Source organism: uncultured Thiohalocapsa sp., from assembly GCF_913063425.1.
Classification (GTDB): Bacteria; Pseudomonadota; Gammaproteobacteria; order Chromatiales; family Chromatiaceae; genus Thiohalocapsa.
Genome location: NZ_CAJXYK010000054.1, coordinates 1 through 12,625, shown reverse-complemented (window position 1 = coordinate 12,625; position 12,625 = coordinate 1). Strand labels below are relative to the sequence as shown.

The following is a 12,625-nucleotide window of genomic DNA, read 5'->3' as shown; positions in this document are numbered from 1 at the left end:
ACCTGGGGGCGCCGGCTTCCAGCCGGCCGCACACCCGTCGCGGGCTCGATGCCCGCGGCGGCCGCCCGCCAGCGCCGACCCCGCTCACGCGACCCGGACCCGCAGCCAGCGATGCCGTCATCGCTCCCGGTCTACCCACAGGCGCGCACCCGGCAACGCCGCGACCAGGCCGCATGCGCCGAGGCATCGCGGCAGGGATGCCGCTCCCACGCTGATCGCCTGCCCCGGTGGGAGCGGCCTCGGGCCGCGACGCAGCGCTCGCGCGTCGTCGTCGGCACCGGAATGCCGCTGCCGGACACCCGCGTGGCACCCACCGACTTCAGCTCCTCCTGCGCACCGGGCGCCAACCGCGAAAAAAATCTGTAAATCGACCTTGACACATAAAACTGTCAGGTTACACTAACACTCGTGGGTCGCGGACAGCACCCGGGATGCCCGGCATCCTCAGTGAGTGCAGACGCGAGCCACACATCGGAGTGTCCCGTTCGGAACCGCCGGGCGGCACTTGAGCCAATCCCTCATCCGGAGGTTATTTCGATGGCCGAATCCAAGAATCTGTCGGGCCTTACCGACGAGCAAGCGAAGGAATTCCATGAGCACTGGAAGCATGGCGTGTGGAGCTGGGTCATGATCGCGACCGTCGTCCACGTGGTCACCTGGGTCTATCAGCCCTGGTTCTGAGCCGACCTGTCCCTGTAACAGGCTTTGCTCAACGCTCTTGAGCGCTTAAGGTTTCGCAACGAGGAGATTCTCGATGAAAGTCCCGTATCTGATGGCCGACCCCAAGATCGCCGAACCTGATCATCCGGAAGAAGACTGGAAGATCTGGACCGTGATCAACCCGGCGACCTGGATGGTCCCCTTCTTCTTCATCCTCTTCATCCAGATGTGGATGATCCATACCTATGCGCTGGCCCTGCCGGGCTACGGCTTCAAGGACAGCGTGCAGGTTGCGGCTCCGCCCGCAGTCGCCGCTCCGGCGCCGGCCCCGGCCGAGTAAGGCAGCCGACGGCTGACCCCAGCCGACCCCGCCGCGGCCCGCGGGCGGTCCTTCGGACCTGAGCCCCAGGCCGCCGGCGGCGCATCACAGCCGATGCGCCGCACAACGGCCCGGTGCCGACCGGGCGCCGCTCCCAATATCACCGGGAGCAGCGCTCGCGTCGGCACCGGGCCGATACTTTGCGCACTCGCAGACCTCTCCGTTACTCCCACCGTCCGCCGTTGCACGGCGTGCGGCATCCGGGCCAGCGAGGCAAAAAGCCGTTTGGGCAGGGGCGCTGATCCCGACCGTCCTTCCGGTGTTGCGCAGGCTGCCGGGCGCATGGGTGTGCGCCCGCCGGTCCAGGCCCCCGGCCCGACGCCAGCCGGGCTGGCAGCACCCGCCAGGCGACGTTTGGCGACTGTTGCGGGTACCGCGGTCCGGGGCGCGGCCGCGCCGCCGATGTCCGGCTTTGATCAAGGTTGCGGGCACGCCGGCCGCCGGACTGTGCCCTCCGGCCCGCCCGGCCTGACGACAACAGGGCTCGAAGCCCTGAGTACGCAAGGCGCGCCAGCGACCGGCCGGGACGTTGATCGGGGTCCGATGTGCTTGCCGAGACCGAAACGCATTCCCGCACCGCAGGCGGATGCGGGTGGGGCATGCGGCGCCTGCGGGCGCCGCGGGTGGGTGGTGGCGGGCAGGGACCCGGGCTGCGCCGGTGCCCGGCCCGGGTTGAACGGGGGCCGCCGTGCGGGCTACGGCATCTGATCCAACCCGAACTGCGCCTCCGCCGGCTGCGCGGCCTTGCTGTCGCGCTCCCGGCGGGCCTTCAGCACCAGCGGGATCAGCACCACGAAGGCGGCCATCAGCAGCACCACCTCGATGATGTAGACGAAGCGGTAGCCGACGGAGATCTCCGTCAGATTCGGCCCCAGCGAGCCGCCCACGGCGAGCCCGGTGGTGACGTCCCTGAGCGCCCCGCCCAGCGCAATGGCCACGCCCTGGGAGGTGGCCTGCACCGCACCCCAGGCACCGAGCGCAAGGCCCGCATGGCCGCGCTCGGCGAGCCCCATGGCGGCGGTGAGGGTGCCGACGCCGAGCAGCCCGTTGCCGAAGCCGATGAAGCCCGTGCCGATGCGGAACACCAGCGGCGACTCCACCGTGGCTGCGGCGATGACCAGCAGGAAGCCGCCGATGCCCACCAGGGTGCCGAAGGCCGCGAGCCGGTAGGCATCGCCGCCGCGGCTCAGCACGAAGCCCGCCAGCACGAAGGCGAGGAAGGTGCCGCCGGCGAGGATGGCCGTGAGCGTCGTGGTCTGGCTCACCGTGAGGCCGAGCACCTGGGCACCATAGGGCTCCAGCAGGATCTCCTGCATGCTGAAGCCGGCGGTGCCGAGGCCCACGGCGATGAGCAGCCCCGCCGAGCGCCCGCCCCGCATGAACGCCTGCCAGGTCTCCTTGAACGGCGGCCGCGGGATCTGGGCCACCGCGCGCTTGAGATCGATGGACTCCTGCTTCCAGGCGGCGATCAAATTCAGCACCAGCGTCGCCAGCGCCGCCGCGTGCACCACCTCCACCAGGCGCTTGTGCGAGAAGTCCTCCAGCAGATGGCCGAAGAGCAGCGCGCTGGCGCCCATACCCAGCAGCAGTGTGGCGTAGAGCAGGGCCACCACACGCGGGCGCTTCTCCTGCGGCGCCAGGTCCGTGGCCAGCGCCAGGCCCGCGGTCTGCACCGTGTGCAGGCCCGCCCCCACCAGCAGGAAGGACAGGGCGGCGAAGAACTGGCCGACGATGATGAGCTGGTTGGTGTCGTCGGACAGGATCAGGATGCTGTAGGGCATGATGGCGAAGCCCGCGTACTGGAGCATGCTGCCCAGCGCGATGTAGGGCACCCGCCGCCAGCCGAAGGCGGAGTGGTGATAGTCCGAGCGGTGACCGATGAGCGCGCGGAAGGGCGCCGCCACCAGCGGCAGCGCCACCATCAGCGACACCAGCCAGGCGGACACACCGAGCTCCACCACCATGACGCGGTTCAGGGTGCCGTAGAGCAGCACCATGGCCATGCCCACGGAGACCTGGAACAGCGACAGCCGGAGCAGCTTCGGCAGCGGCAGTTGCTCGGTGCCGGCGTCCGCGAAGGGCAGGCGGACGATCCAGTTCATCACGCTCTTCATGTCGGGGCTCTCTTTGGTGCTTCTGGGGTGCTTCTGGGGTGCTTCTGGAAAGCTTCGGCTGGCGCGGCGGCCTGCCCGGTCGTGGGTGCGTCGGCGTCTGTCGCCTGCGCGGGCCGGCTGTGCCGGCAAGCGGCGCGGCGCTGGCCTGGCCTGCGCCGGATGCGATGCCCCCGCCGCCGCCCGGATACTAGGGTATCCGGGCGCCCGGAGAAAACGCGAATCCGCAGCGCTGCCACGGCCGGCGCCCGTGGGAGCGGCGTCCCCGCCGCGACGGCTGCGCCCGCGCGCCCAGGTCGCAGCCGCAGGCCGCTCCCACGCCCGCCGCACTGCCCCGCGCGGCGCTCTGCTACACTCGCCCGCCGGCTTCACCTCGGGCACCGAAGGGCGCTCGGGCCTGTCCAACAGATCACAGCCAGCCGAGCCCATGGGCCCGGCTGTTTTTCATCAGTCATCCACCACGGAGCAACCCCATGGCCTTGCCCAAGAACGTCGGTAAGCAAGACAGCACCATCCGCCTCATCGCCGCCGCGGTGATCATGATCCTGAGCTTTTTCGTGCCCGGTATGGGCCTGCAGATGCTGCTGGTGGCCGTGGCCCTGATCCTGCTCTTCACCAGCTGGAGCCGGACCTGCTTTGCCTACCTGCCGCTCAAGATCGACACCACCAAGAAAGACGGCTGAGCCGGCGGCGCGTGCGGTCATGCACGCCTGCTGCCGGGCGGGCAGGCGGCCGTTTCCACGCTGGCCCCCGCCCACCGGGGCGGGGGCTCGGTGTCAGGAGGACGACAGCCCGGCGCCCTCGCGCTCCGGCGCCGCGGCCTTCTTGCGCCAGGGCGAGACCACGCCCAGCAGGTGCGCCATGTCCTTGAAGAAGATGCGCACATGCGCCGCCGGCTTGGCCTTGACGAGCTTCTTGTGCATGTAGGCCTGCCAGGTGAGGTGCTGGATGTCCGGGTCGTCGCAGAGCGACACGAACCGCTCCCGGCGCTTGTCGCTCTTGTACCAGAACTTCTGCATGATCCCGAGGATCCAGAACACCCGCCCGTGCTGCTGCATGAAGCGCTTGCGGGCGCTGGCCAGCGACTTGGCGTCGCCGGTGACCAAGAGCGCCTCCACCGCGTCGCCGGCGAGCCGCCCGCCCACCAGCGCATAGTAGATCCCCTCGCCCGAGGCGGGCGCGACGACGCCGGCGGCGTCCCCGGCAAGCACCACGTCGCGGCCGTTGTCCCACTTGGGCAGCGGATGCAGCGGGATGGGCGCGCCCTCGCGGCGCAGCGTCTCGCACTGATCCAGGCCCGTTTCCCTGCGCAGCCGGTCGACGGCGTCGTGCAGCGAGAAGCCCTTCAGCTCCGTGCCGACGCCGATGCTGGTGGTCTCGCCGTGCGGGAAGATCCAGGCGTAGAAGTCCGGGGAGAGCTTGCCCTGGTAGTAGACATCGCAGCGGCTCGGCTCGAAGTCGTGCAGACCCTTGCCGGCGGTGGGCGCCGGGGAGCGGACGATCTCGTGATAGGCCGCCACGTGCGGCAGCTCCTTGGCGCCCGGGATGCACTGCTTGGCGACGCTGGACATGGCGCCGTCGGCACCGATGACGGCCCTGGCGCGGAGCTGGATCTCTTCCGCCCGGTCCTGGGACGCAGCGGGCCGGTAGTGGACCAGCGCCGTGCCGTCGGCATCGCGGGTCAGCTTGGTGAAGGTGCCGTTGCGCCGCTCGGCCCCCGCGGCCGCCGCGCGCTCGCGCAGCCACTCGTCGAAGGGCTCGCGGTCCACCATGCCGACGAAGCCGCCGTCGATGGGCATGTCCACGTGCCGGTCGCTCGGCGCCACCATGCGCGCGGAGCGGATCTTGGCCACCAGCTGGGCATCCGGGATCTCGAACTCCTCGATGGCCTTGGGCGGGATGGCGCCGCCGCAGGGCTTGATGCGCCCCGGGCGGTCCAGCAGCAGCACCCGGCGCCCGCGCCGGGCCAGGTCGGTGGCCGCCGTGGCGCCGGCGGGGCCGCCGCCGACGACGACGGCATCGAAGGTGTCTGAGTCTGTCATGGCTGTCACCTGCTTGTTCGCTTCGGGCGTAACCGTCGCCTTAAATCAAGGGCTGAGGGCTTGGGGGCTGGGGGCTGAAGGCTGGGGGCTGAGAGCGCCCCTCAGCCCTCCGCCCTCTCTTAAAGAGGTGTCTGCCCCGCAACCGCCGCCCGCACCGCAAAGGCGCTGACCATCATGCCGCTCACATACACCGCCACACCGAGCCCGCTGAGCCAGGTGGCGCGCTTCACCGGGTCCTCCAGGAAGCGCAGCATCAGCACCCCCTGCACCATCACCAGCCCGGCCACGGCGGCGGCGTGCACCGGCTGAATCCACGCGAACAGCAGCCCGACGACGATGAACTGCGGCGTCATCATCACCACGCAGGCCACCCAGGCGGCGGCCTTGACGCCGAGCTGCACCGGCAGGGTGCGGATGCCCATCTGCCGGTCGCCCTCGATGGCCTTGAAGTCGTTCAGCGTCATGATGCCGTGGGCGCCGAGCCCATAGAGGAACGCAAGCAGCAGGATGCGCGCATCCGGCATGGCGCCGCCCAGCATCACCGCGGCGCCGGTGATCCAGGCCAGGGTCTCGTAGGAGAAGCCGACGGCGGCGTTGCCGTACCAGCCGTTGTTCTTGAGCCGCAGCGGCGGAGCGGAGTAGATCCACGCAAAGACCAGCCCCACCACCGTGGCCAGGAACACCCACAGCCCCAGCGCCATGCCCAGCGCCAGGGACAGCGCCGTGCCGGCGACCGCCATCTTGTAGCCCCAGTTGCCCGGCAGCCGCCCGGACGGGATGGGCCGGTTGGGCTCGTTGATGGCGTCCACGTCGCGGTCGTACCAGTCGTTCACCACCTGGCTGGTGGCGCACACCAGCGGCCCCGTCAGGATGATGCCGGCGACGAGCAGCCCCCAGTGCGCCAGCACGTCCACGCCCGAGGACACCACGCCGCAGGTGAAGGCCCACATGGGCGGGAACCAGGTGATGGGGTGCAGCACCTCCAGCATGGCTTTCGGCTGGGGGCGGGCGGGGAGGGCTTGCTCGGTGGCCGTCTCTGTCATGGGCGGTGCTCGAATGCGGTGGATCGCAGGCGGCTCGGCACGGCGCGCGGGGCAGGGCTGCCCGGCGCCGGCGGCGCGCGAACGGAAGCGGGAGTCTAGCCCGAAGGCACCGGCCGTTGGCCGCAGCCTGCGACTCGCCTGACCCGCGTCAACACCGCTTTACGTCAACCCGGCCCATGCGCCGAGTAAAACTCGGCGCCCCCAGGCGCCCCCTGGGGCCGCCGAGCTCCACTCGGCGCTCTCCCCGGGGCCGCCGAGCTCCACTCGGCGCTCTCCCCGGGGCCGCCGAGTTTCACTCGGCGCCCTCCCCGGGGCCGCCGAGTTCCACTCGGCGACGCCACCACCCCCCTGCAACACAGACGCATCACCAGGCTCAGCGGCCAACAGCAGCCCCCGCGGCCCGCCTTGCCCGCACCTGCGGTTCTTCGTGTACGATCAGGAAAACCCTGATCCTGCACCCAGACCATGCCCCCACAGGACGCCGCCGCCGCGGAGCCGAGCCCAGCCGCCGTCGACGCCTTCATCGCCCGCTGGCAGCGTGCGGACGGCTCGGAGCTGGCCAACTACCAGCTCTTCGTCACCGAGCTGACGGCGCTGCTCGGCCTGCCGTCGCCGGACCCGGCCCAGGCCGACCAGACGCAGAACGCCTACGTCTTCGAGCGCCGCGTCACCTTCCACCACCCGGACGGCAGCACCAGCACCGGGCGCATCGACTGCTACAAGCGCATCTGCTTCCTGCTGGAGGCCAAGCAGTCCGGCCTGGCGGTGCAGTCCACCGCCTGGGACGCGGCCATGCTCAGGGCCCACGCCCAGGGCAGCAACTACGCCCGCGCCCTGCCGGCGGAAGAAGGCCGCCCGCCCTTCCTGCTGGTGATGGACGTCGGCCGCCACATCGGCGTCTATGCCGACTTCACCCGCTCCGCCGCCAACTACATTCCGTATCCGGACGCCCTCTCGCACCGGATCTACCTCACAGACCTGCGCCGCGCCGAGATCCGCGAGCGCCTGCGCGCCATCTGGCTGGACCCGCTGTCGCTGGACCCGGCCCGGCGCAGCGCCCGGGTCACGCGCGAGGTCTCCGCCAAGCTCGCCCGGCTCGCCAAGTCCCTGGAGGGCGGCCCCGGCGCGGCGGCCGGCCACCACCCGGAGCAGGTGGCCGGCTTTCTGATGCGCTGCCTCTTCACCATGTTCGCGGAGGACGTGGGCCTGCTGCCCGAGCGCGCCTTCAGCCAGCTGCTCCAGGACATGCGCAACGACCCGGACCACCTGCCGCACCTGCTGCGCCAGCTCTGGGCGGACATGAACACCGGCTCCGCCTTCTCCGGCGTGCTGCGCGCGCCCATCCCGCACTTCAACGGCGGCCTCTTCGCCGAGCCCCAGGCCCTGGCGCTCACCCGCGAGCAGATCGACCTGCTGATTGACGCCGCCCGCGCCGACTGGAAAGAGGTGGAGCCCGCCATCTTCGGCACCCTGCTGGAGCGCGCCCTGGACCCCGTGGAGCGCCACAAGCTCGGCGCCCACTACACCCCGCGCGCCTATGTGGAGCGCCTGGTGCTGCCCACCGTCATCGAGCCCCTGCGCAGCGAATGGGCCAATGTGCAGGCCAGCGCCTACCGCCTGGACCAGGACGGCAAGCGCCACCAGGCCATCGAGCAGGTGCGCGCCTTCCACCACCGCCTCTGCACCCTGCGCGTGCTGGACTCGGCCTGCGGCAGCGGCAATTTCCTGTACGTGACCCTGGAGCACCTGAAGCGCCTGGAGGGCGAGGTGCTGGAGGCCCTCGCGGACCTCGGCGACACCCAGCAGGGGCTGGAGCTGGAGGGCGGCACCGTCAGCCCGGAACAGATGCTGGGCCTGGAGACCAACCCCCGCGCCGCCCGCATCGCCGACACCGTGCTCTGGATCGGCTACCTGCAATGGCACTTCCGCACCTACGCCAAGACCCCGCCCCGGGAGCCCCTGCTCAAGGACGCCCACAACATCCAGTGCCGCGACGCGGTGCTCGCCTGGGACGACATCGCCTTCGAGACCGACGCCGCCGGCCGCCCCGTCACCCGCTGGGACGGCCGCACCACCAAGCCCCACCCCGTCACCGGCGAGCCCGTGCCGGACGAGGCCGCGCGGGTGGCGGTGGAGCGCTGTGTGAATCCGCGCCCGGCGGACTGGCCGGAGGCCGACTTCGTGGTGGGGAATCCGCCCTTCATCGGCGCCAGCACCATGCGCCGCGCCCTCGGCGACGGCTATGTGGAGGCCCTGCGCGGCGCCTACCCCCAGGTCCCCGAGTCCGCCGACTACGTGATGCACTGGTGGCACAAGGCCGCCGGGCTCGTGCGCACCGGCAAGCTCCAGCGCTTCGGCCTCATCACCACCAACAGCCTGCGCCAGACCTTCAACCGGCGCGTCATCGCCCATCACATGGCGCAGAAGCAGCCGCTGTCGCTCGCCTTTGCCATTGCAGATCACCCCTGGGTGGACACTGCGGACGGCGCCGCCGTGCGCATCGCGATGACCGTCGGCCAGCCGGGCAGCGAGCCCGGGGAGCTGCGCACCGTGACCGCGGAGCGGTCCGTGGGTGGCGAGGGGCTGGACGTGGAGCTGAAGAAGCGCGAGGGGGTGATCTTCTCGGATTTGACCGTTGGGGCGGATATCGCCTCAGCGTCTCCCCTCTTGGCCAACGGCGGCATCAGCTCGCGCGGTGTTCAGCTCATCGGCTCCGGCTTCATCGTCAGTCCCGAACAGGCGAAGCAGCTCGGCCTCGGCCGCATTCCGGGTCTGGAGCGCCATATCCGCGAATACCGCAATGGGCGTGATCTGACAGCGACCCCGCGGGGTGTCATGGTCATCGACCTGTTCGGGCTGGATGCGGACGAGGTCCGGCGGCGCTTTCCAGAGGTGTACCAGTGGGTGTATGAGCGGGTGAAGCCGGAGCGGGATCAGAACCGACGCGCCACCTACCGCGATAACTGGTGGATTTTTGGTGAGCCCCGCAGCGATATGCGCCCGGCTATGGATGGTCTACGCCACTACATCGCTACGGTCGAGACCAGCAAGCACCGCTTTTTTGTTTCCCTCGACCACTCCATCCTGCCTGATAACAAGCTCGTCAGCATTGCAATCGAGGGCGCGTGGCATCTCGGCGTTCTTTCTAGTCGCGTCCATGTGATTTGGGCGCTCCGGTCCGGGAGCTTACTTGAAGATCGACCAGTCTACCCGAAGAGCGAATGCTTTGAGACCTTCCCCTTCCCGCTCCGCCGCGAGGGCGCCAGGCGCAATCCAGCGGCTGTCGGCGCCGACACCCCCGCGGCTGCCGCATCGAATCCCCAGGCGGAGGGAGGCAGCGACCAGAGCCCATCCGACTCCGCCGCCACCATCGCGCGGCTGGGTGAGCAGATCGACACCCACCGCAAGCGCCAACAGGCCCTCCACCCCGACCTGACGCTGACCAACGTCTACAACGTCCTGGAGCGCCTGCGCCGCATCGCGCATGTGCCGGGCGAGCCGCCGCTCACGCCCAAAGAGCGCAAGGTCCACGACCAGGGCCTGGTGTCCGTGCTCGCCCAGCTCCACGACGAGCTGGACGCCGCCGTGCTCGCCGCCTACGGCTGGGCCGACCTCGCCCCGGCCCTGGTGGGCCGCCCCGGCGGCACCACGCCCTGGCCGGACAAGCCCGCCGAGCAGGCCGCGGCAGAGGAAGACCTGCTCACCCGCCTGGTGGCGCTGAACCGCGAGCGCGCCGCCGAAGAGGCCCGCGGACGGGTCGCGTGGCTGCGGCCCGACTTCCAGAACCCCACCGGCGCCGGCACCGAGCAGGCCGCCGCCGACGTCGCCGTCGCCGCCGCGGCGCCCGCCGCCGCCGCCAAGGCCCCCTGGCCCAAGACCCTGCCCGCCCAGTTCCAGGCCGTGCGCGCCGTGCTCGCGGACCAGCCCGCCCCCGCCGACGCCGAGCACATCGCCCGCCAGTTCAAGCGCGCCCGCACCACCCAGGTCGCCGAGCTGCTGGAGACCCTGGAAGCCCTCGGCCAGGTCCAGCAGCCCGAGCCCGGCCGCTACGCCGCCTGACCCCCCGGGGGCGCCGAGCTCCACTCGGCGACAGCACGCACCCACCCCGGGGCGCCCAGCTCCACTCGGCGCCTGCACACGCCCACCCCCTGGGGACGCCGAGTTCCACTCGGCGCCGGCACACGAGCCCGTCTGCCCTGTGTACAAACTGGGTGCATCCATGGCAGGCTCGGGTCCACCCTGGGGACGCCGAGTTTTACTCGGCGACGGCACACGCCCACCCTGGGGACGCCGAGTTTTACTCGGCGACGGCACGCGAGCAAAATCACGTTTCCGGGGCGGTGAACGCTGTTTGGGCTGGGGGGCATTGCCGTCTCGCGGCGGGATCGCCGAGTGGAACTCGGCGCCCCCAGGGATCGCCGAGTGAAACTCGGCGCCCCCAGGGATCGCCGAGTGAAACTCGGCGCCCCCAGGATCGCCGAGTGAAACTCGGCGCCCCCAGGATTGCCGAGTGAAACTCGGCGCCCCCAGGGATTGCCGAGTGAAACTCGGCGCCCCCAGGGATCGCCGAGTGAAACTCGGCGCCCCCAGGGTTTGCCGAGTGGAACTTGGCGGCCCCAGGGTTTGCCGAGTGGAGCTCGGCGGCCCCGGGGTTTGCCGAGTGGAGCTCGGCGGCCCCGGGGTTTGCCGAGTGGAGCTCGGCGGCCCCAGGGTTTGCCGAGTGGAGCTCGGCGGCCCGAGGCGGCGGCGTCCCGGGGGCGTCGGTTGGTCGGGTGTCTGCCGCTGGGTGGTTATTGGGCTTGGAGGAGCATGCCATGCTTGAGCCGAAGGGCTGGTACTCCCGCGGCTATCTGCCGCACCTGGATTGCCCGGGGCTGTTGCAGTTCATCACCTTTCGGCTGGGGGACTCGCTGCCGGCGGCGGTTTTGGGGCGCATCCGCGCGCAGACGCGCGGCGACGAGGCGGCGCGGCGCAAGCGCATCGAGCAGTATCTGGACAACGGTCGCGGCGCCTGCTGGCTGCGGCGCCCGGACATCGCGCGCCTGGTGGAGACGGCGCTGCTGCATTTCGATGGCACGCGCTATCGGCTGCTCAGCTGGGTGGTGATGCCGAATCACGTGCACGTGCTCATCGAGACCGTTCCGGATCATCCGCTGGCCAAGGTCATCCAGAGCTGGAAGGCCTTCACCGCCCGCGAGGCAAACCCATTGCTCCACCGGGAGGGTGAGTTTTGGGACCGGGAGTACTTCGACCGCTACATCAGAGACGACAGGCACCTCGCCGCCGTGCGCCGCTACATCGCGCAGAACCCGGTCAAGGCGCGGCTTGCGGCGCGGGCGGAGGAGTGGCCCTTCGGCAGTGCGGCGCGTGGAGGTTGAGCGGCAGCGGAGGGGGATCGCCGAGTGGAGCTCGGCGGCCCCAGGGATTGCCGAGTGAAACTCGGCGGCCCCAGGATTGCCGAGTGGAGCTCGGCGGCCCCAGGGTTTGCCGAGTGAAACTCGGCGGCCCCAGGATTGCCGAGTGGAGCTCGGCGGCCCCAGGGATTGCCGAGTGGAGCTCGGCGGCCCCAGGATTGCCGAGTGGAGCTCGGCGGCCCCAGGGATCGCCGAGTGGAGCTCGGCGGCTCCAGGGATTGCCGAGTGGAGCTCGGCGGCCCCAGGGTTTGCCGAGTGAAACTCGGCGGCCCCAGGATTGCCGAGTGAAACTCGGCGGCTCCAGGGATTGCCGAGTGGAGCTCGGCGGCCCCAGGGATTGCCGAGTGAAACTCGGCGGCTCCAGGATTGCCGAGTGGAGCTCGGCGGCCCCAGGATTGCCGAGTGGAGCTCGGCGGCCCCGGGGTCGAAGGGAGCTCGGCGGCCCCGGGCTGGCCCCCTGGGGGCGCCGAGTTTTACTCGGCGACACCGCGCCAAGGCTGGCTGACGCGCAACGCGCCCCGGCGGGATGTCCGGCCGATGGAGCGGGCCAATGGAATGGGCTGGGCTGGAATAGGCTGGGCGGCAGCCGCATCGGATTTCTTTGCATCCCCCAAGTTCCTTGAGGGCCTGCGTCCGGCATTCGAATGCTCTGCAGTCGGCTGGGCAAAGCTCCGCCTGGATACGGCGTCCGACCCGACGCGGGTCGTGCTCAGCGTCTGCGAATGGGCCTATGAAGACACCGGCGGTGCCATCAACGCGGGTGATCGGGGTACCGGTGCCGCGGTGTCTTGCCCGAGCGCCATCCCCGCGGCCGCTCCCGCTCCCGCTACCCCGCTGCTGACCCTGCTCGGCCTCGGCGCCATGGGCGTGCAGGCTTACCGCCGCCGACGCGAAGACGGCCTGAAGCGCCTGGCCGACGAGCAGGACGCGGCGGCGGCCTGAGCCTGGGAGCGCCGGCTTCCAGCCGGCCACGCCT

9 protein-coding genes are annotated in these 12,625 nt (G+C 70.7%); 6 read left to right on the top strand and 3 right to left on the bottom strand.

Going from position 1 to position 12,625, the window contains the following annotated elements; all coding sequences use genetic code 11:
• Positions 1 to 537 precede the first annotated feature (537 nt).
• Positions 538 to 681, top strand: a complete 144-nt coding sequence (gene pufB / locus QZ607_RS21805) for a light-harvesting antenna LH1, beta subunit (protein ID WP_200238069.1) — start codon at positions 538 to 540, stop codon at positions 679 to 681.
• A 73-nt stretch (positions 682 to 754) separates the two neighbouring features.
• Entirely contained in the window at positions 755 to 1,000 is a 246-nt protein-coding gene (gene pufA / locus QZ607_RS21800; protein ID WP_295887148.1) for a light-harvesting antenna LH1, alpha subunit, read from the top strand.
• A gap of 734 nt (positions 1,001 to 1,734) precedes the next feature.
• On the opposite strand, the gene QZ607_RS21795 is transcribed toward pufA, so the two are convergent.
• Complete coding sequence (locus QZ607_RS21795) at positions 1,735 to 3,153, bottom strand: BCD family MFS transporter (RefSeq protein WP_295887147.1); 1,419 nt, start codon at positions 3,151 to 3,153, stop codon at positions 1,735 to 1,737.
• 470 nt (positions 3,154 to 3,623) lie between these two features.
• Between QZ607_RS21795 and QZ607_RS21790 the strand changes: the two genes are divergently transcribed.
• On the top strand, positions 3,624 to 3,833 hold the full coding sequence (locus tag QZ607_RS21790; protein WP_295887145.1) for a DUF2892 domain-containing protein: 210 nt from the start codon (positions 3,624 to 3,626) through the stop codon (positions 3,831 to 3,833).
• Between the two features lie 93 nt (positions 3,834 to 3,926).
• On the opposite strand, the gene QZ607_RS21785 is transcribed toward QZ607_RS21790, so the two are convergent.
• Both QZ607_RS21785 and chlG read right to left on the bottom strand, forming a co-directional pair.
• On the bottom strand, positions 3,927 to 5,192 hold the full coding sequence (locus QZ607_RS21785; RefSeq protein WP_295887143.1) for a geranylgeranyl diphosphate reductase: 1,266 nt from the start codon (positions 5,190 to 5,192) through the stop codon (positions 3,927 to 3,929).
• A 119-nt stretch (positions 5,193 to 5,311) separates the two neighbouring features.
• Positions 5,312 to 6,235 (bottom strand): chlorophyll synthase ChlG, encoded by a 924-nt coding sequence (gene chlG / locus QZ607_RS21780; protein ID WP_295887141.1) that lies wholly within the window; start codon positions 6,233 to 6,235, stop codon positions 5,312 to 5,314.
• A gap of 465 nt (positions 6,236 to 6,700) precedes the next feature.
• On the opposite strand from chlG, the gene QZ607_RS21775 reads away from it, so the two are divergent.
• From QZ607_RS21775 to QZ607_RS21765, 3 genes are all read left to right on the top strand, one after another.
• The gene (locus QZ607_RS21775) at positions 6,701 to 10,294 is read left to right on the top strand and encodes a DNA methyltransferase (protein WP_295887139.1); all 3,594 of its coding nucleotides are present in this window, start codon (positions 6,701 to 6,703) and stop codon (positions 10,292 to 10,294) included.
• Between the two features lie 755 nt (positions 10,295 to 11,049).
• Positions 11,050 to 11,613, top strand: a complete 564-nt coding sequence (locus tag QZ607_RS21770) for a transposase (RefSeq protein WP_295887136.1) — start codon at positions 11,050 to 11,052, stop codon at positions 11,611 to 11,613.
• A 741-nt stretch (positions 11,614 to 12,354) separates the two neighbouring features.
• A complete protein-coding gene (locus QZ607_RS21765) occupies positions 12,355 to 12,591 on the top strand; it encodes a PEP-CTERM sorting domain-containing protein (protein ID WP_295887134.1) in 237 nt (78 codons plus the stop codon).
• Positions 12,592 to 12,625 lie beyond the last annotated feature (34 nt).